Origin of the sequence: Bradyrhizobium sp. DOA9 (assembly GCF_000617845.2) — a bacterium.
Classification (GTDB): domain Bacteria; phylum Pseudomonadota; class Alphaproteobacteria; order Rhizobiales; family Xanthobacteraceae; genus Bradyrhizobium.
The window spans coordinates 2,812,744-2,831,806 of record NZ_DF820425.1; the positions used below are offsets into that span (position 1 = coordinate 2,812,744).

Below are 19,063 nucleotides of genomic sequence, written 5' to 3' on the forward strand. Positions count from 1 at the left end.
GCGGCCCCTCACCCGGATTGCTGCGCAATCCGACCTCTCCCCGCTGGGGAGAGGTGGGCATCCGGCGGCCCAGCTAGCCCACCCCGTTCCGCGTCAAGATCATCTCCATCGCCTCGGCAAAACCATCCTGCTCGTTGCTCGCAGTGACATGCGTCGCCTCGTCCTTGACGTTGTCGGCGGCGTTGCCCATCGCGATCGAGGTGCCGCTGACGCGGAACATCGCGAGGTCGTTCTGCATGTCGCCGATGGTGGCGACCGCGTCGGTCGAGATGCCGAGGCGCTTGGCCATGGCCTGCACGAACGTGCCCTTGTTGAAGCCGGGCGGGGTGATGTCGAGATAATAGGTCTGCGAGCGCACCGCGGTGGCCTCGCTGCCGAGCGCGTCCTGCATCGCCTCCTCGCAGGCGGCGAGCCTTGCCGCATCGGCGCTGGCGCCGACGATCTTGCAGGCGCTCGCAAGATACGGCGAGAAGTCCGTCACGATGGTCGGGTCGGCGCGGATTGTGTGCTGCTCGTGCGGGACGTAGCTGCCGCTGGGATTGTCGATCAGCCATTTGTCGGTGGTGAACAGCCAGATGTCGGCGCCGTAATCGCGCAGGATCTGCAAGCTGCGCTCGGCCGTGCCCGCAGGGATCAGGTGCTGCTCGACAGGCCGCATCTCGGGATCAACGATCGAGGAGCCGTTGAACGGCCCGACCGGCAGCCACAGCGCCAGCGGCTCGATCAAAAAGCGCATGCCGATCGCCGGGCGGCTGGAGGTGATGGTGAAGCCGATGCCGGCCTGGTGCAGCCGCTGCACCGCGCCTCTCGCCCGCTCGGTCAGCGTCTTGTCCTTGGTCAGTAGCGTGCCGTCGACGTCGGAGACCACGAGTGCGATTTGCGTCATGGCAGGACCTTCGGTGTTGCGCCGCCCAGTTTCAGCTGCCGCACGATGCCGTCCACGATTGCCTCGACGGTCTCGTCGATCGAGACGGTGACGACGTGCTCGCCCGCCTCCGGCGGCTCCAGCGTCTCGAACTGGCTGGTCAGCAGTCCGGGCGGCATGAAGTGTCCCTTGCGCTGCGCCAGCCGTTCGGCGATCAGCTCCTTGGTGCCCTTCAGGAACACGAAACGGACGTCGTCGCGTCCGCGCAGCAGCACGTCGCGATAGGCGTGCTTCAGCGCCGAGCAGGCGATGATGACATGCTCGCCGCGTCCGCACACACGCGCGATCTCGTCGGCGATGGCATTCAGCCACGGCCAGCGGTCTTCGTCGGTGAGGGGATGGCCGGCCCGCATCTTATCGACATTGCTGGCGGGATGAAAACTGTCGCCGTCCTCGAAACGCCAGCCGAGGCGCTCGCCGAGCGCCTTCGCGACCGTGCTCTTGCCCGAGCCCGACACGCCCATCACGATCAAGGCACAGGGTGCTTCAGCGCGGTCCACGAACGCCCTCCGGAAGCGCAGCCTTGTCGACCAGCCAGACGGTCTCGCCGTTCGAGCGCGCGCGTAAGGCCGGCAGAGTCTCGCCATTGAGGAGGCGCGTCAAGATCGGCCGCTTGTCGTGCCCGGCAATCTCGAACAGCATTTCGCGGCAGGAGGCCAAGGCGGGCAAAGTGAGCGAGATCCGCGGCACGAACGGCGCAACATTCGCCTTGGGGACGCCGACGACCCAGCGCCTGACCTCCTCGATCTCGGGGTAACCGGGAAACAGCGAGGCGGTGTGGCCGTCCGGCCCCGCGCCCATCAGGACGAGATCGAACAGCGGGCGCGCCGGATCGAGCTGGTCTCCGCCATAAAAGGCCTGCAGCTCGCGCGCATAGGCGCCTGCAGCGGCATCGGGATTGTTGGCCGCCGTCGAAATCGGGTGGATATGGCCGGCGGGCGCATCGCGGTCGAGAAACGTCGCGCGCGCGACCGCCATGTTGTTGAGAGGATCGCTTTCGGGCACGAAGCGCTCGTCGCCGATGAACCAGTGCACGCGATCCCACGGAATCCTGGCGCGCCAGGCCTCGCTGCCGAGCAGCTGATACAGCTTCTTCGGGCTGGAGCCGCCGGTGAGGCAGATCGCGATGCGGCCGGGATTGGCCGCGATCCGCGCCAGCATGCGTTCGGCCGCGGCGCGGGCGAGCGCTTCGGCGTCCGCCGCGACGATCAGCTTCGGCTGCCCGGCCTGAGCCATCAGGAGTACTTCCGCCAGCTTCGTCCGTCGCGCCGGAGCAGTTCGTCGGCGCAGGCAGGGCCGTCGCTGCCGGCTTCATAGGTTTCGATGCCGTTGCTGCCCGCGATCTTCCAGGCGTCCAGGAAGGGCTGCACGGCCTTCCACCCGGCTTCGATGCCGTCGGCGCGCTGGAACAGGATGTTGTCGCCGATCATGCAGTCGTAGATCAGCGTCTCGTAGCCGGTCGATGGATCGGACCGGAAATAGTCGCCATAGCGGAACTTCATCTCGACGCCGTCGATGGTGATGCTCGGCCCCGGGATCTTGGCGTTGAACTGCAGCTCGATCGTTTCGGTCGGCGCGATGCCGATGGTCAGGAAGTTCTGCGACAGCCGGTCGACGTCCGTCCCTGAGAACATCGACAGCGGCGCCTGCTTGAACTTGATCGCGACTTCGGTGCGCTTGTGACCGAGCGCCTTGCCGGTGCGCAAATAAAAGGGCACGCCGGCCCAGCGCCAATTGTCGATCATCAGCTTCAGCGCGACGAAGGTCTCGGTGGTGCTGTCAGGCTTGACGTCCGCGGTCTTGCGATAATCCGTGATCTCGTCGTCGCCGATGCGCCCCGCGAGATATTGCGCGCGCACCGAATTCCTCAGCGCGTCCTCCCGGCTGGGCAGCTGGATCGACGTCAGCACGTCCGCCTTCTCGGAACGCACGGAATGCGCATCGAAGCGCGCCGGCGGCTCCATCGCCACCAGCGACATCAGCTGGAACAAATGGTTCGGCACCATGTCGCGCAGCGCGCCGGTGGCATCGTAGAAGCCGCCGCGGTGGCCGACGCCGAGCTTCTCCTCCACGGTGATCTGGATGTGGTCGATGTGGTTGCGATTCCAGATCGGCTCGAACATGCCGTTGGCAAAGCGCAGCACCAGGATGTTCTGCACCGTTTCCTTGCCGAGATAATGATCGATCCGGTAGATTTGGTGCTCGTCCATGATCTTCAAGAGCTCGGCATTCAGCGCGCGGGCCGAGGCGAGGTCGGTGCCGAACGGCTTTTCGATCACGAGCCGCCGCCAGGCGCCGTTCTCCTTCATCATGCCGGTGCGGCCGAGCTCGCGCGCGGTCGGCGCGAACGCTGCGGGCGGGGTTGCCAGATAGAACAGCCGGTTGCCGCCGGTGTCCTGCGCGCATTCCAGCGAATCCAGATGCTCGCGCAGGCGGTCGAAGGAAGGCGGATCCTTCGGATCGGCCTCGACGAAGGTCACGCATTCCAAAAGCCGCGTCGCGATGTCGTCGTCCACCGGACGCGTCGCGAATTGCCGCAAGCCCTTCAGCAGGCTGTCGCGCAGCTCCTCATCCGACTGGCCCCTGCGGGCGACCCCGACGACGCAGAATTTTTCCGGCAACAAATGCTCGGCCGCCAGATTGTAGAGCGAAGGCATCACCAGGCGATGGGTGAGATCGCCGGTGACGCCAAAGATGACGAAGGCGCAATTTTCCGGCTTGCGCTTTGGCTGCGGGTCTTTTGTCACGAATTGTCGGCCTTCGCTTAGGTACTCGTTACTTCGGCTTCGTCGCGCCCGGCTCCTTGTGACCGCCGAACCCTGCACGCATCGCGGAGAGGATTTTCTCGGCGAAGGTGTGGTCCTTGCGGGAGCGGAAACGGGTGAAGAGCGCCGCGGTCAGGACTTCGGCCGGCACGGCCTCGTCGATCGCGGCATTCACGGTCCAGCGGCCTTCGCCGGAATCCTCCACGAAGCCGGAATATTCCGACAGCTGCGGGCTGTCGGCGAGGGCGGTCGCGGTGAGATCGAGCAGCCAGGACGGAATCACGCTGCCGCGCCGCCAGACTTCGGCGATGTCGGCGAGATCGAAATCGTAGCGGTGATCCGCCGGCAGGGCCTCGATATTGGCATTCCTGAGGATGTCGAAACCTTCGGCATAGGCCTGCATCAGGCCGTATTCGATGCCGTTGTGGATCATCTTGACGAAGTGCCCGGCGCCCACCGGTCCGGCATGGATGTAGCCTTGCTCGATGCGGGGATCGCGCCCCTCGCGCCCCGGCGTGCGCGGAATGTCGCCGGCGCCCGGCGCCAGCGCCGCGAAGATCGGATCGAGCCGGTCGACCACCTGCTTCTCGCCGCCGATCATCATGCAGTAACCGCGGTCGAGCCCCCAGACGCCGCCCGAGGTGCCGACATCGACATAGTGGATGCCGCGCGCCTTCAGGGCCTTGCCGCGGCGCACATCGTCCTGCCAGAAGGTGTTGCCGCCGTCGATGATGACGTCGCCCTCCTGCATCACGCCGGCGATCGTCTCGATCGTGGTCTCGGTGATGCGTCCTGCCGGCAGCATCACCCAGGCCGTGCGCGGCCGCTCCAGCTTTAGGACGAACTCTTCCAGCGTCGCCGAGCCGACCGCGCCGTCTGCGGCAAGGTTAGCCACGGCCTTGGCGTCCTTGTCGTAGACCACCGTCGAATGCCCGTGCCGCATCAGGCGGCGAACGATGTTGCCGCCCATTCGGCCGAGGCCGATCATGCCGAGTTGCATCTGCATTATCCCTTTAGTTCAGCGCATCGCTCAGCGCTGCATTGAGCGCGGCGAGGCCTTTCTTGAGCCCGCCCTTCAGGTGCACGCGCAGCGCGCGCCGGCCGCGTTCCGTCAGCACGTCGAAATCGCCGCGCGCCTGCGCCGCCTTGATCACGCCGAAACTCGCCTTCTGGCCCGGCACCGGCAGGTCCTTGGCGTCATCGGCGGTGATCTGGAGGAAGACGCCGCTGTCGGGGCCGCCCTTGTAGGCCTGTCCCGTCGAGTGCAGGAAGCGCGGGCCGAACTCGGCGCAGGTCGCAACATGCCGCTTCTCGCGCACTTCGAGCCGCATGGCCTGGAGCGCGTCGATCGTGGCCTTGTCGCGGGCGATATAGCCGAGCAGGGCGACGTAGTCTCCGTCGCTGGACCGCGACAGATGCGCCTTCAGCCAGGAGCTGAGATCGCCATTGGCGCCGGCGGCGCGCAGCGCCGTGGCGTTGGCCTCGTCGGTGTAGAGATCGGCGTCCTTGGTGCTGACCACGGGCTCTTCGGGCGGCAACTTGCCGGTCTTCTCGAACGTGGCGGTGAGCTCGCGGGTCTTGATCTTGGCGGCTTCCACGTCCGGCTGGTCGAACGGGTTGATGCCGAGAATGCTGCCGGCCACGGCGGTCGCCATCTCGAAGCGGAAGAACTCCTGGCCGAGATGCTCGATCGACTTCATGACGATGCGTACCACGGGATGGCCGGCCGCTTCGATTGCGGCAAGCTGGGAATCGTGCGCGGCGTCGGCTTCGCCTTCGACGCGGATGTCGATGAAGAAGCGATCGTTGCCGTAGACGGAAGGGTCGCCCAGCGGCTCGCCCTCGATCGGGATCAGGCCCTTGCCTTCCTTGCCGGTCGATTCCGCGATCAGCTGCTCGGCCCAGGCGCCGAAATCGGCGATCTTCTTCGACGCCAGGATCGTCACCTTGTCGCGGCCTTCGAGCCCGGCAAGACCCATGGCAAGCCCGAGCTGCACGCCCGGGTTCTCGGACGGCGGCACATCCGGGCCACAGGAGCGGACCATCGCCAACGCATGCTTGACGAAGCTCTTGACGTCGATGCCTGCGGTCGCCGCCGGCACCAGCCCGAACGGCGAGAGCACCGAATAGCGTCCGCCGATCGAGGGCTCGCCATGGAAGATGCGGGCGTAGTTCAACTGCTTCGCCGCCTTCTCCAGCGACGAGCCGGGATCGGTCACCGCGATGAAGCGATGGCCGGTCTTCACCTTTGCACCCACGGCCTTGGCGACCTGCTCGTGGAAATAGTCCTTCATCGCGTTCGGCTCGGTGGTGCCGCCGGACTTGCTGGAGACGATGAAGACGGTGCTCGCGATGTCGATCTTCGCCTCCATCGCCCGCACCTGCGCCGGGTCGGTGGAGTCGAGCACGTGCAGCTTGGGGAAGCCGGGCTTCTTGCCAAAGGTCTCGGCCAGCACCTCGGGGCCGAGGCTGGAGCCGCCCATGCCGAGCACGACGGCGTCGGAGAATTTCTGGCCCTTCACCCGCCCCGCATAATCCTCGTAATCGGCAATGTCGGCCTGGTGCGGGCTGTCGAGCCAGCCGAGCCATTTGTCCTCGTCCGCACCGGTCCAGACCGACTTGTCGCGCTGCCACAGCCTGCGGATCCTGGCCGAGGCCCGCCACTCCTCGGTGGTCTTGGCCAGCGCCTTGCCGAGCCCGTCGCCCAGCGAAAGCTGCTGGCGGTCGAGTGCGGGCCCGAGCACGACCGCGCGCTTGTGGGCGACGGCGCCGTAGAGCTTGTCGGCGGCGTCCGCAAACAGCTTGACGCCGTCCTTGACCAGCTCCTCGGCGATCGCATCAAGCGAGATGCCGGAGCGCTCGAGCTCGTCCAGCACGCGCGTCGCGTCCTCGACGTTCTCCTCCAGGCTGTCGCGCGGCTTGCCGTGATCGCGGAACGCATCCAGCGTTGCCGGCGGCACGGTGTTGATGGTGTCGGGACCGATCAGCTCCTCGACGTAAAGGACGTCGCTATAGTCCTTGTTCTTGGTGCCGGTGGACGCCCACAGCATGCGCTGCGGCTTGGCGCCCTTGGCGGCGAGCTTCTCCCAGCGCGGACCTGAGAACAGGCGCTTGTAATCCTGGTAGGCCAGCTTGGCGTTGGCGATCGCGACCTTGCCCTTGAGCGCGGCGAGCCGCTCCTTCTCGGACGGATCGTTGGCGCGGGCGATCTTCTCGTCCAGCTGCTTGTCGACCACCGAATCGATCCGGCTGACGAAGAAGCTGGCGACGCTGGCGACGTGCGAGGGGTCGCCGCCGCCGGCGACGTAGGTCTCGAGACCGGCGATGTAGGCCTCGGCCACCTCGAGATAGACCGCCTTGGAGAACAGCAGCGTGATGTTGATGCTGATGCCCTCGCTGATCAGCTGCTCGATCGCCGGCAGGCCCTCGGGTGTCGCCGGCACCTTCACCATCAGGTTCTTGCGACCGACGTCCTTCCAGAGCCGCCGCGCCTCCACGATCGTGCCTGATGTGTCCATGGCGAGATAGGGCGAGACCTCCAGGCTGACATAGCCGTCGCCGCCCTTGAGGCGGTCATAGACCGGGCGCAGCACGTCGGCGGCGTTCTGGATGTCCTCGATTGCGACGGCCTCGAACAGGTCGGCCACATTGCGGTCGCCGCGCTTCAGCGCCTTGCCGATCGGGGCGTCGTATTCGTCCGAGCTGCCGATCGCCTTCTCGAAGATCGAGGGATTGGAGGTGACGCCCTTGACGCCGTCGGTGTCGATCAGCCGCTTCAGGTCGCCCTTGGCGATGAAGCCGCGGGCCAGGAAGTCGAGCCAGACCGCTTGTCCGTGCTTTTCCAGTTCTTTGACGGGATTCATGATGCCTATTTATCTCCAAGCCTGCGGGCGAGGGGTTTTCGCGCCGGTCCTGACGCGCTATCCTCTAGCTTACATGCACCCGGGAGGGAACCAATCAAGGGTGTGGGAGTCATACCTTCCAGTGTAACTCCGTCGCGATCATGGCGATCCAGGCGGGCGCTGGCTATGTTGCGTAAAAGTCGTTGGCCCGAGCGCGTGGCCGAAGTCTCCTTGCGTAATGTCAGCCGTCGCACCTCGTCGGCCAGTGATTGCGTAGAGTGCCACCGGCGAAATTCGATTCGCCGTCGCATCGTGGCTCGGCCGCGAATGGCCATGCTGGGGGAAGACTATGCACGCGGGTAAGAAGGGTCTGGTCGTCGCCGACAGCCAGCCAGCGGATGCGTTAGTCAGCATCGACGCATCGCGCGATCTCGAGATCAACCGCTGCGTGACCCAGCTGCGGCTGCTGGTCGCGGCGGGTTTTGCCGCGACCCTCCTCAGTGCGAGCCTTGCCTTCGACTGGTGGGACGGGCCCGGCGGCTACGATACGACGGTCGGTTATGCCGGCGTCGTCGTATTTGGCCTGGCCACCGCCTGGCTGATCTGGATGCTTCCCGCCGAACGGGGAGCGGTGGTGGTCGTGACCCCCTACGGCATCCGCGATCTCCGTATCGGCAATGAATTTCTCCCCTGGGAATCGATCGCGGAGATTTCGGCTGACGAAAGCCGCGGCCACAAGGCGATCGTGCTCACGCCCTCACCGGATTTGCAGCGCCAGCTGTCCACCATCCCCACCCTGGCCCGTCGCGCGCAGGATGGCCGCATCGTCATCCGCTCGGAGGGGCTGGCGACCAATTTTGATACGTTGCTGCGGGCTTGTCGCGACTTCCACGCCGGCACCGGCGCGCGCACCGCATTGCAGCAGGAAGATGAACGGCGGCCGCAAGGCTTCGCCGTACAAGCGTCATAAGATCGCCGCTCCCGGACAGCTATGCTGCATCGCCGGATGAGGCCATATCCGGGAACGCCCGGATGTGGCGACCGAGTGACATTTTCTGGAAATGAGCCAGAATAGACAGAGATTCGCACAAATTACAGGCAGGTGCCTGTTCGTAACTCATGGAGTGCCTACGTTGTGCGTTGCGTCGAGTCGGCACCCGGGTGTCCAATGATCGTCATGTGCTCACGCTGATTCGAAACGGCCTGAGGAACGGTCCGGTAACTGCTTTCGTTTCAGCTTGTAGCGGAACTCACGCGGAGAGGGATCATGTACAACGATTCTCTATTCAACGCTTTCGCTCGGTCGTTCGAGGCGAGAAGCCAGCACGACATGTCGATGGCGGAATATCTGGAATCGTGTCGAAGCGATCCCATGAAATACGCGAACGCGGCCGAACGACTACTTGCAGCGATCGGTGAGCCCCAGACGATTGACACGGCCAAGGACCCACGCCTTGGCCGTATTTTTTTGAACCGCACCATCCGCACCTATCCGGCCTTCGCCGGCTTCTATGGCATGGAAGAAACCATCGAGCGCATCGTCGGTTTCTTCCGCCACGCGGCGCAAGGCCTCGAAGAGCGCAAGCAGATCCTCTATCTGCTCGGCCCGGTCGGCGGCGGCAAGTCCTCGCTCGCCGAGCGGCTCAAGTCGCTGATGGAAGTGCAGCCGATCTACGTGCTCAAGGCCGGCGACGAGCTCTCGCCGGTGTTCGAGAGCCCGCTCAGCCTGTTCGATCCCGATCAGCTCGGTCCGATGCTGGAGGAGAAGTACGGCATTCCGCGCCGCCGCCTCACCGGCCTGATGAGCCCGTGGTGCTACAAGCGGCTCGAAGCGTTCGGCGGCGACATCTCCCAGTTCCGGGTCGCCAAGATCCAGCCGTCGCGGCTGCGACAGATCGCGATCGCCAAGACCGAGCCCGGTGACGAGAACAACCAGGACATCTCCTCGCTGGTCGGCAAGGTCGACATCCGCAAGCTCGAGACCTACGCCCAGAACGATCCCGACGCCTACAGCTATTCCGGCGGCCTCAACCGCGCCAACCAGGGCGTGCTCGAGTTCGTCGAAATGTTCAAGGCGCCGATCAAGATGCTGCACCCGTTGCTGACCGCAACCCAGGAAGGCAACTATATCGGCACCGAGAACATCGGCGCGATCCCGTTCACCGGCATCATCCTGGCGCACTCGAACGAAGCCGAGTGGGCGAGCTTCAAGGCCAACAAGAACAACGAGGCCTTCATCGACCGCATCTGCGTCATCAAGGTGCCCTACTGCCTCAGGGTCACCGAGGAGCAGAAGATCTACGAGAAGCTGATCCAGGGCTCCGAGCTCGCCTCGGCGCCTTGCGCGCCGTCGACGCTGGAGACACTGGCGCGGTTCTCGGTGATGTCGCGCCTGCGCAAGCACGAGAACTCCACCCTGTTCGGCAAGATGCGGGTCTACGACGGCGAGAGCCTGAAGGAATCCGATCCGAAGGCGCGCAGCGTCCAGGAATATCGCGACGCCGCCGGCGTCGACGAGGGCATGGACGGCGTCTCGACCCGCTTCGCCTTCAAGATCCTGGCCGCCACCTTCAACCACGATCCGCAGGAGGTGGCCGCCGACGCCGTGCATCTGATGTACGCGCTGGAGCAGGCGATCCGCCGCGAGCAGCTGCCCGAGGAGACCGAGAAGCGTTATCTCGAATTCATCAAGGCGGACCTGGCGCCGCGTTATGCCGAGTTCATCGGCAACGAGATACAGAAGGCCTATCTCGAATCCTACTCCGATTACGGCCAGAACCTGTTCGACCGCTACGTCGACTACGCCGACGCCTGGATCGAGGACCAGGACTTCAAGGATCCTGATACGGGCCAGCTGCTCGATCGCGAGCTTTTGAACCAGGAGCTGACGAAAATCGAGAAACCGGCGGGCATCGCCAACCCCAAGGACTTCCGCAACGAGGTCGTCAAATTCTCGTTACGCTCCCGGGCCCAGAACGGCGGTAAAAATCCGACCTGGACCTCCTACGAGAAGATTCGCGATGTGATCGAAAAGCGGATATTCTCCCAGGTCGAGGATCTGCTTCCGGTCATCTCCTTCGGGTCGAAGAAGGACGGCGAGACGGAGAAGAAGCACGGCGAGTTCGTCGCACGCATGGTGGAGCGCGGCTACACCGAACGTCAGGTTCGCCGGCTGGTCGAATGGTACATGCGCGTGAAGCAGGCCGGTTGAGGCGGATGGGAGGCGAATGGTCAAGTGCCCATTCACATTATTGACAGGCGCCTGAATCCAGGCGGGAAGAGTCTTGAGAACCGCCAGCGGTTCTTGCGTCGGGCCAAATCCCTGGTGCAGGGCGCCGTCAAGAAGACCTCGCAGGAACGCGACATCAAGGACGTCCTGGAGGGGGGTGAGGTCACGATCCCGCTCGACGGCATGCACGAGCCGCGTTTCCGCCGTGAAGGCGGGACGCGCGACATGGTGCTGCCCGGCAACAAGAAGTTCATCGAAGGCGACTATCTGCAACGCTCCGGCCAGGGCAGCGCCAAGGATTCCGGTCCCGGCGAAGGCGACAGCGAGGACGCCTTCCGCTTCGTGCTCTCCCGCGACGAGTTCGTCGATCTCTTCCTCGACGATCTCGAGCTGCCGGATCTTGCCAAGCGCAAGATCGCGCAGACCGAGAGCGAAGGCATCCAGCGCGCCGGCTACACCACCTCGGGCTCGCCCGCCAACATCTCGGTCAGCCGCACCGTGAAGCTGGCGCTCGCCCGCCGCATCGCACTCAAGCGTCCGAGCAAGGACGAGATCGAGGAGCTGGAAGCCGAGATCGCCGCCTGCACTGACGAGGACGAGCGCGTCGAGCTCATCGCCCGGCTCGAAAAGCTGAAGGCGAAAACCAAGCGCATTCCCTTCATCGATCCGCTCGATATCCGCTATCGGCGCTACGAGAAGGTGCCGCGACCGGTGGCGCAGGCCGTGATGTTCTGCCTGATGGACGTCTCCGGCTCGATGTCCGAGCACATGAAGGATCTGGCGAAGCGCTTCTACATGCTGCTCTACGTCTTCCTGAAGCGGCGCTACAAGCACGTCGAGATCGTCTTCATCCGCCACACCGACCGCGCCGAGGAGGTCGACGAGCAGACCTTCTTCTACGGTCCGGCCTCGGGCGGCACGCTGGTCTCCAGCGCGCTGCAGGCGATGCACGAGATCGTGCGTGAGCGCTTCAACCCGTCGGACTGGAACATCTACGCCGCGCAAGCCTCCGACGGCGACAATTCCTATTCCGACGGCGAGCTCACCGGGCTCCTCTTGACCGAGAAGATCCTGCCGGTCTGCCAGTTCTTCGCCTATCTCGAGGTCGGCGAGGCCGGCGGCAGCGCCTTCGATCTCTCCGACTCCTCGCTCTGGAGCCTCTACGAGCGCCTGCGCAACAGCGGCGCGCCGCTCTCGATGCGCAAGGTCTCGGAGCGCAGCGAGATCTTTCCCGTGTTCCACGATCTGTTCCAGCGCCGCGACACTGCCCAGGAGAAGGCCGCTCCATGACGGAACGTTTGTTCGAAGGCGCCGACTGGGATTTCCGCACCTTGCAGCGCATCACCGATGCCTGCGAGGAGGTGGCGCTGAAGGATCTCGGCCTCGACGTCTATCCGAACCAGATCGAGGTCATCACCGCCGAGCAGATGCTGGACGCCTATTCGTCGGTCGGCATGCCCCTGTTCTACAAGCACTGGTCGTTCGGCAAGCATTTCGCGTTCCATGAGGCGTCGTACCGCAAGGGCCTGATGGGGCTCGCCTACGAGATCGTCATCAACTCCTCGCCCTGCATCTCCTATCTGATGGAGGAGAACACGGCGACGATGCAGACGCTGGTGATCGCGCACGCCGCCTTCGGCCACAACCATTTCTTCAAGAACAATTATCTGTTCAAGCAGTGGACCGATGCCGACGGCATCCTGGACTATCTCGACTTCGCCAAGAACTACGTCATGCAGTGCGAGGAGCGCTACGGCCGCATCGAGGTCGAGCGCACGCTCGACGCCGCGCACGCGCTGATGTCGCACGGCATCGACCGCTATCCCGGCAAGAAGAAGCTCGATCTGCGCGCCGAGGAGAAGCGGGCAGGGCGCCGCCGCCAGCACGAGGAGGAGGTCTTCAACGATCTCTGGCGCACGGTGCCTGCCGGCAAGAGCAAGAGCCGTTCGACGCTCAGCATCGAGCGGCGACGCAAGCTGCTCGGCCTGCCGCAGGAGAATTTGCTCTATTTCCTGGAGAAGAGCGCGCCGCGACTGGCGCCCTGGCAGCGCGAGCTGCTCCGCATCGTCCGCCACATCGCGCAATATTTCTATCCGCAGAGCCAGACCAAGGTCATGAACGAGGGAACGGCGACCTACGTCCATTATCGCATCATGACCAAGCTGCACGAGCAGGGCCGCATCAGCGACGGCAACTTCCTCGAATTCCTGGGGTCGCACACCAACGTGGTGTTCCAGCCCGAATTCGACGATCCGCGCTTCTCCGGCTTCAACCCCTATGCGCTCGGCTTCGCGGTGATGCAGGACATCGAGCGCATCGTCACCAATCCGGAAGACGAGGACCGCGAATGGTTCCCCGACATCGCCGGCAAGAACGACGTCATGGGCGTGCTGCGCGACGTCTGGGCCAATTACCGCGACGAGAGCTTCATCGGCCAGTTCCTGAGCCCGAAGCTGATGCGGCACTTCCGCATGTTCCACCTGCACGATGATCCCGAAGAGCGCGCCGGCATCCGGGTCGATGCCATCCACGACGAGCGCGGCTTCCGCCGCGTCCGCCGCGAGCTGGCGCGGCAGCACGATGTTGGCTACATCGACGCCAATATCGAGGTGGTCGACGTCGATCTCTCCGGCGACCGCCGGCTGATCCTGCACCACCACGTCATCAAGGGTTCGCAGCTCAACGAGACCGACGCCAAGCGCGTGCTGCAGCACCTGGCCGATCTCTGGACCTACGACGTCGCCCTGATCGAGGTCGACGCCAACGACAAGGTGTTGCGCGAATACGTCGTCAGCCCGCGCCCGATCCCGGCCGCGGTGGCGTGAGGCTATCTCTTTCGAAGTGAAGCTCGCGCGCCGGAGACGGTGCGGTCCCTCCCCCGCCTGCGGGGGACGGCTGGGGAGAGGGTGTCTCCGCAGTGGGATTCCCCCAGAGGAGAGAGCCCGCTCCCGGCGCGCGGGACGATGCTTCGCATCGCCCTGACGCGCCAACCTCTCCCGCAAGCGAGAGCTTTGCGTAATGAGTTGTGCTGGAGTGAAGTTCGATATGGGGCTTTTTTTGAACGGCCTCGCGTAGCCCCAGAGGGGTGGGGCGTCTGTTTTTCGTGGCCGCGGGGTAGCGGCGGGTGGTGGTCACGCTGCGGCTCCTATCGGGCACAGCACCGCCCATCGTTTGAGGTTCATGGCGAGGCAGATCAGGCGCAGATGTGTCTGATTGCGCGCCAAACCCAGATAGCGAGCGCGCGCCCAGCGATAGCTGCCCTTGAGGCGCGCGAAGACCTGCTCGACCGGTGCGCGGCGCTTTCCCACGGCATCGTTGAAGCGCTTCTGCCGCTCGGTGAGCGGATGATGCTTGTTGGGCCGGAACATCAGCCTCGGCTTGATTCCCCGCGCGGCGAGCCCGCTGCGGCGCTCGTGCTTGTCATAGGCTTGGTCGGCATAGAGCGCCTTCTCATCACCACAGACCAGTTCGTCGGCGGGCACCGTGTCGTTGACCGCAGCGTCGGTCAGCTTGCTGCGGCGGACGATGGCCGAACCCTGATCCATGCCGATATGGGCTTTGTAGCCGAAGTACCGCTTGCCGCCCTTCTTGGTCCAGCGCGCATCTGGATCGCGCTTGCTGTTGACCAGCTTGCTCGGTTCACGACCGTCCGGGCCGGGCGGCTGCGGGTCCTCTGGCGGCTTCGGCGGCTTTACTGCTGCCGAGATCAGGCTCGCATCGATCAATGTGCCCCGGCGCAGCACCAGCCCGCGGGCGTCGATCTGATGCAGGATCTCGGCGAACAGCTTCTCGTCCAGACCGGCTCGCTGCAAAGCCTCGCGGAATCGCCAGATCGTCGTGTGATCAGGCGTCTCGTCGCTCAGCACAAAGCCGCAGAAGGCGCGGAACGAGGCCCGGTCGTCGAGCGCTTCCTCCAGCGCCGGATCGGAAAGCCCATACCATTGCTGCAGCAGCAGCGCCTTGAACAGCACCAGTCGCGGATAGGGCGGAGGGCCGCGCTCCGGCTCCGGAAGACCATTCAGCACTCTCTCCACTGCCGCCCAGTCGACCAGTTCGCCAATCCGCTTCAGCACCGGGCTACCCTTCCCCCGCCGCGATACCAGCGCATCCGCGAAGCTCAGTTGCCCAACCTCTCGATATGCCATCCGAATCCGCCTCCACCACAGGCCCTAGAGAATCGCAAATCCTCCTCTTGTGCAAAGCTCTCGCAAGCGGGAGAGGTTGCACGGAGCCCGTGGCAATCGAGTCAACCTAAAGCCATTCCACTCTACGCCGATCGCTTCCCCGGCTTCTTCTTGCTCGCATTCAGCGCCGCCGCCGCGCGGATCAGTGCCTTCAGCGCCTTCTCGTTGACCTTTTCGCCCTCGCGAATATCGATCGCGCGGCGCACGTTGCCGTCGAGGCTGGAATTGAACAGACCAGCGGGATCGGCCAGCGCTGCGCCTTTCGCAAACGTCAGCTTCACGACGTCCTTGTAGGTTTCGCCGGTGCAGATGATGCCGTCGTGCTCCCACACGGGAACGCCGCGCCATTTCCATTCCTCGACGACGCCGGGATCGGCTTCCCTGATCAGGCCGCGGACTCGCGCGAGCATCTCGCCGCGCCAGTCGCCGAGCTCCCTGATCCGGCCGTCGATCAGCTTCGATGGCGAGGCGGTGCCTGTTTCCTTCGCGCTGCTCGTCTTCGCCGTCACTTGCTTCTTCATCATCGCCTCGTTCACGCGTTGCTGCGGCCGCGATAAGGCAGCGCGAACAGATAGAGCCCGGTCGCGAGCAGCGGAATCAGCGGCACCAGCGCCAGGAAGCCGATCCACACGGCCTGGACCTGCATCGTCATCGCCACGATGTTGGCGATGACGGCGAGCGTGAATGCCATCGACAGCCAGCGATGAATCTGCCGAATCCACATCTGCGTGCTCATTGGGACCTCCTGTTGGATTGATCGGATTGGATGCCCGCGGCGCTACTCGGCCCGCGCCAGCAACTCGTCCAGCTTGGCCAAAAACTGCTTCCAGCCGGCATGCGCGCCGCCGAACGCCTGCTTCTGCGTCGGGCGGAAGCCCGCCTGCTCGACGCGTAAGTGCGTGCCCGCGCTCGTCGGCGTCAGCGTGAAGGTGACGATGCTCTTCAGGTCGAAGGCGGCGTCCTCATGCGAGAAATTCCAGGTATAGGCCAGCGTCTTCTGCGGCTCGATGGTGAGCACCTCGCAATCCAGCACGCCGCCCCATTCGCCGCGCAGGTTGAAGCGATGGCCGACGACCGGCTTGAAGTCGTTCTTCATCAGCCATTCTTCGATCAGATGCGGCTGCGTCAGCGCACGCCAGAGCCGCTCGGTGGGATAGGCAAATTCGCGCTCGATGACGACGGAGCGCGTCGCGGCGGGTTCGTTCATTGGTCCATCCTCTTCAGGAGATCGTCGAGGGCATCTAGCCTTTGCTGCCAGAAGGCGGCCATCCGGCCGGTCCAGTCGATCAGCGGATCGAGCGCACCGGGCTGCGCGCTGTAATGGGTCTGCCGTCCTTCGTGCCGGTCGCGCACCAGGCCCGCCTGCTTCAGCGCCCCGAGATGTTTCGACACCGCCGGCTGCGACACGCCGGACCGCGCCGTCAGTGCCCCGACCGTCTGCTCCCCCTCGCGGCACAGCCGCTCGAAGATCGCCCGCCGCGTGGGGTCGGCGAGCGTCCTGAACAGCAGGTCGGGGGTGGAGGGCATGCGGAATCCATAACCAGGAAGTTATGGGTTAACTCATAACCGTGGAGTTATGGGTAAGTCAAGTGGGATTGGAGGGAAATGGCTTTCGCTCGCGCGACGTCCTCCGCCGTCATTGCGAGCGTAGCGAAGCAATCCAGAATCCCTCCTCGGAGACAGTCTGGATTGCTTCGTCGCAAGGGCTCCTCGCAATGACGGAGAATGTGGAGGCGCCTCGCGAAACGCTACGGCCGCAAATACAGATACCCTTGCGACTGCAGCTCGGCCAGCCGGACCACGCCGCCGTTCTCCGCATTGACGAAACCCGGCAGCAGCTCGCTCAGCGTGACGTTCTGCGCCTTCATCGTGTTGCCGCAGGCGGCGAGCTCCACGCCTCCTTTGGAGAAGTCACCGACGCGCTTGCTGACGTCGGGGTTGGCCTGTGCGGCGTGGAACGCCTTCAGCGCCGGGCCGTGGATCACCAGCGCGATCGTGACATGCTCGGGGCCGCCGACCCCGTCGATGTGGTTCTGGATGTTGCCGAGCACGAAATGGACCTTCTCGGCGTCGCTGAGGTGGTAGGCGACCTTCAGCTTCTTGCTCGCGCTCGCTTCCGTCGCGGCTTTGGCGCCGGAGGCGCCGAGTGCTGCGCCAAGAGCCGAGACGGCGCTCCACAAGATGCTGCGGCGGTTCATGGCATTCTCTCTGGATTGCCTGACATTGCCGAAAGGCATATCACTTGTGGCGCAGCGCCGCGAGTTCCTTGCGGTCGGTCACCAGCGAGGCACACTCGCGGTTGTCGGCGCGGTCCAGGCGGAAGATCTTGTCGTCGGCGCCTGATGTCAGCGAATGCTCGGCGTCATCGTCCGGCTTGTTGTTCTGCCAGACCCTGACACGTGCGAGCCGCACGATGGCCGACTTGTCGTCCCTGGAGAGCGCAACGCCGATGCCGCCGCCATCGCAGTCAACGCCGCAGCCGAGGCGCACCTCGTCGCCGCTCCTGGTGAATACGGCGTGGTTGCATGAGCCGCTGGAGTCGAAATCGCCGCTGCGATGGCGGTACCTGAAGCCGAGGCGGAAGGAATGGTGCAGCTCCTTGTCCTCCTTGTCGAACTCCGCGGAAACCAGCAGCTTCATCGAAGCGACCTTCTGCTTCGGATGCCGCGCCAGATGGTCGGCATCGTAGCGGCGGACGAAGCAGGCATAGGCCTTGTCGCCGGGAGGTCTCGCATACATCCGCGTATTGAAGGTTTCGGCCTCGGCCTTGCTGGCCTGGCGAATGTCGTCGCCTTCCTCGGCCTGGGCGGCGCCGATGAATGCGGCAAGGGCAAAGGGAAGGATGAGGGCAAGCTTCATGGTTGCACCGGACGCCTGGCGGCAATGGCCCGCCACGCGCGGGCCGGTCTGCCGTTAGTCGCGCCGCCAGCGCACCGCGTTCAAGCGTTCGGCACTCTCACCGCAGGCTGGCGTTGATCTTGTCCAGCACCGCCGAGCCCGGGCACAGCGTATCGGCCTCCAGCGCATTGAGCGGGGTCTCGACCGTATTGAGATGCTCGTGCAGGTCGTCGGCATCGGGATCGACGTACAGAAGACCGGTGACGATCTGGCCCTTGGCGGCGTGCCTTGCCAGGAAGGTCTGGGCGCCGAGACGGTCATGCGGATCGTAATCCGCATCGATCTTGCGCAATGCGATCTTGCTGCCGTCGTGCTGCTCGACCACCTGCACCGTGCCGGGCGCATAGTCCACCGCAATGGGATCGCGGCCGACCAGCACGTCGAGCCGGTTCACGGCATCGTTGTGCTCGCGGACATAGTCGAAGCTCTTGGTCGAGCCGGCGTGGTTGTTGAAGGCGATGCAGGGGCTGATGACGTCGATGAAGGAGGCGCCCTTGTGGCCGATCGCGGCGGCGATCAGCGGCACCAGCTGGCTCTTGTCGCCGGAGAACGAGCGCGCCACGAAGGTGGCGCCCAGCTGCAGCGCGATCGCGACGAGGTCGATGGCGTTGTCGGTGTTGGTGACGCCCTTCTTGCTCTTCGAGCCGCGGTCGGCGGTCGCCGAGAACTGGCCCTTGGTCAGGCCGTAGACGCCGTTGTTCTCGACGATATAGGTCATGTTGACGCCGCGCCGGATCGAATGCGCGAACTGGCCGAAGCCGATCGAGGCGGAATCGCCGTCGCCGGAGACGCCGAGATAGATCAGGTCGCGGTTGGCGAGATTGGCGCCAGTCAGCACGGATGGCATGCGTCCGTGCACGGAGTTGAAGCCGTGCGAGTTGCCGAGGAAATAGTCCGGCGTCTTCGACGAGCAGCCGATGCCGGAAATCTTCGCCACGCGATGCGGCTCGATCGAGAGCTCGTAGCAGGCCTCGATGATCGAGGCCGTGATCGAATCGTGGCCGCATCCCGCGCACAGCGTCGAGATCTTGCCCTCGTAATCACGATGCGTGTAGCCGAGCGCGTTCTTCTTCAGCCCCGGATGATGGAATTTCGGCTTTGCGATGTAGGTCATGAACGTCCCTATCTGCTTCCTCTCCGCAATCCGACTTCTTCCCGCACGTGGCAGAGCTGCCCGACCGGTACTCCGTCATTGCGAGCGCAGCGAAGCAATCCAGACT

General features: G+C 64.6%; 18 protein-coding genes. 4 read left to right on the plus strand and 14 right to left on the minus strand.

Going from position 1 to position 19,063, the window contains the following annotated elements; genetic code table 11:
• Window positions 1–73 precede the first annotated feature (73 nt).
• The 6 genes from BDOA9_RS13095 to BDOA9_RS13120 are packed head-to-tail and all read right to left on the minus strand — an operon-like array spanning window position 74 to window position 7,553.
• Window positions 74–886, minus strand: coding sequence for a Cof-type HAD-IIB family hydrolase (locus BDOA9_RS13095; protein ID WP_025034391.1), 813 nt, complete (start codon window positions 884–886; stop codon window positions 74–76).
• Window positions 883–1,389, minus strand: a complete 507-nt coding sequence (locus BDOA9_RS13100) for a gluconokinase (protein ID WP_042336508.1) — start codon at window positions 1,387–1,389, stop codon at window positions 883–885. Before BDOA9_RS13100 ends, BDOA9_RS13095 begins: the two co-directional genes overlap by 4 nt.
• A 22-nt stretch (window positions 1,390–1,411) precedes the next feature.
• Window positions 1,412–2,161 carry a 6-phosphogluconolactonase gene (pgl, locus tag BDOA9_RS13105; RefSeq protein ID WP_025034393.1) on the minus strand — a complete coding sequence of 250 codons (750 nt, stop codon included), beginning with the start codon at window positions 2,159–2,161 and terminating at the stop codon, window positions 1,412–1,414.
• Window positions 2,161–3,672 (minus strand): glucose-6-phosphate dehydrogenase, encoded by a 1,512-nt coding sequence (gene zwf, locus BDOA9_RS13110; protein WP_025034394.1) that lies wholly within the window; start codon window positions 3,670–3,672, stop codon window positions 2,161–2,163. The genes pgl and zwf overlap by 1 nt, the downstream gene beginning before the upstream one ends.
• A 28-nt stretch (window positions 3,673–3,700) precedes the next feature.
• Window positions 3,701–4,690, minus strand: coding sequence for a phosphogluconate dehydrogenase (NAD(+)-dependent, decarboxylating) (gnd, locus tag BDOA9_RS13115; protein WP_025034395.1), 990 nt, complete (start codon window positions 4,688–4,690; stop codon window positions 3,701–3,703).
• A 13-nt stretch (window positions 4,691–4,703) separates the two neighbouring features.
• Window positions 4,704–7,553 carry a bifunctional transaldolase/phosoglucose isomerase gene (locus BDOA9_RS13120; protein ID WP_025034396.1) on the minus strand — a complete coding sequence of 950 codons (2,850 nt, stop codon included), beginning with the start codon at window positions 7,551–7,553 and terminating at the stop codon, window positions 4,704–4,706.
• Window positions 7,554–7,881: 328 nt separating this feature from the next.
• On the opposite strand from BDOA9_RS13120, the gene BDOA9_RS13125 reads away from it, so the two are divergent.
• The 4 genes from BDOA9_RS13125 (at window position 7,882) to BDOA9_RS13140 (ending at window position 13,586) form a co-directional block, all read left to right on the plus strand.
• Window positions 7,882–8,502 (plus strand): STM3941 family protein, encoded by a 621-nt coding sequence (locus tag BDOA9_RS13125; protein ID WP_025034397.1) that lies wholly within the window; start codon window positions 7,882–7,884, stop codon window positions 8,500–8,502.
• A 297-nt stretch (window positions 8,503–8,799) separates the two neighbouring features.
• On the plus strand, window positions 8,800–10,743 hold the full coding sequence (locus BDOA9_RS13130; RefSeq protein WP_025034398.1) for a PrkA family serine protein kinase: 1,944 nt from the start codon (window positions 8,800–8,802) through the stop codon (window positions 10,741–10,743).
• Window positions 10,744–10,773: 30 nt separating this feature from the next.
• Window positions 10,774–12,051 carry a YeaH/YhbH family protein gene (locus BDOA9_RS13135; RefSeq protein ID WP_025034399.1) on the plus strand — a complete coding sequence of 426 codons (1,278 nt, stop codon included), beginning with the start codon at window positions 10,774–10,776 and terminating at the stop codon, window positions 12,049–12,051.
• Window positions 12,048–13,586, plus strand: coding sequence for a SpoVR family protein (locus BDOA9_RS13140; RefSeq protein ID WP_025034400.1), 1,539 nt, complete (start codon window positions 12,048–12,050; stop codon window positions 13,584–13,586). Before BDOA9_RS13135 ends, BDOA9_RS13140 begins: the two co-directional genes overlap by 4 nt.
• Window positions 13,587–13,892: 306 nt before the next feature.
• Here BDOA9_RS13140 and BDOA9_RS13145 read toward each other — a convergent pair whose 3' ends face one another.
• From BDOA9_RS13145 to BDOA9_RS13180, 8 genes are all read right to left on the minus strand, one after another.
• Window positions 13,893–14,906, minus strand: coding sequence for an IS5 family transposase (locus BDOA9_RS13145; protein WP_025034401.1), 1,014 nt, complete (start codon window positions 14,904–14,906; stop codon window positions 13,893–13,895).
• Between the two features lie 122 nt (window positions 14,907–15,028).
• Complete coding sequence (locus BDOA9_RS13150; protein ID WP_025034402.1) at window positions 15,029–15,466, minus strand: DUF1801 domain-containing protein; 438 nt, start codon at window positions 15,464–15,466, stop codon at window positions 15,029–15,031.
• Window positions 15,467–15,477: 11 nt separating this feature from the next.
• Window positions 15,478–15,681: a hypothetical protein gene (locus tag BDOA9_RS13155; protein ID WP_025034403.1), complete on the minus strand. Its 204-nt coding sequence runs from the start codon at window positions 15,679–15,681 to the stop codon at window positions 15,478–15,480.
• A gap of 42 nt (window positions 15,682–15,723) precedes the next feature.
• A complete protein-coding gene (locus tag BDOA9_RS13160; protein WP_025034404.1) occupies window positions 15,724–16,152 on the minus strand; it encodes an SRPBCC family protein in 429 nt (142 codons plus the stop codon).
• Window positions 16,149–16,472, minus strand: coding sequence for an ArsR/SmtB family transcription factor (locus BDOA9_RS13165; protein WP_025034405.1), 324 nt, complete (start codon window positions 16,470–16,472; stop codon window positions 16,149–16,151). Before BDOA9_RS13165 ends, BDOA9_RS13160 begins: the two co-directional genes overlap by 4 nt.
• Window positions 16,473–16,693: 221 nt before the next feature.
• On the minus strand, window positions 16,694–17,143 hold the full coding sequence (locus BDOA9_RS13170) for a DsrE family protein (RefSeq protein ID WP_025034406.1): 450 nt from the start codon (window positions 17,141–17,143) through the stop codon (window positions 16,694–16,696).
• A 40-nt stretch (window positions 17,144–17,183) separates the two neighbouring features.
• Complete coding sequence (locus BDOA9_RS13175) at window positions 17,184–17,804, minus strand: hypothetical protein (RefSeq protein WP_025034407.1); 621 nt, start codon at window positions 17,802–17,804, stop codon at window positions 17,184–17,186.
• Between the two features lie 97 nt (window positions 17,805–17,901).
• Window positions 17,902–18,957: a 2-oxoacid:ferredoxin oxidoreductase subunit beta gene (locus BDOA9_RS13180; protein ID WP_025034408.1), complete on the minus strand. Its 1,056-nt coding sequence runs from the start codon at window positions 18,955–18,957 to the stop codon at window positions 17,902–17,904.
• Between the last annotated feature and the right edge of the window lie 106 nt (window positions 18,958–19,063).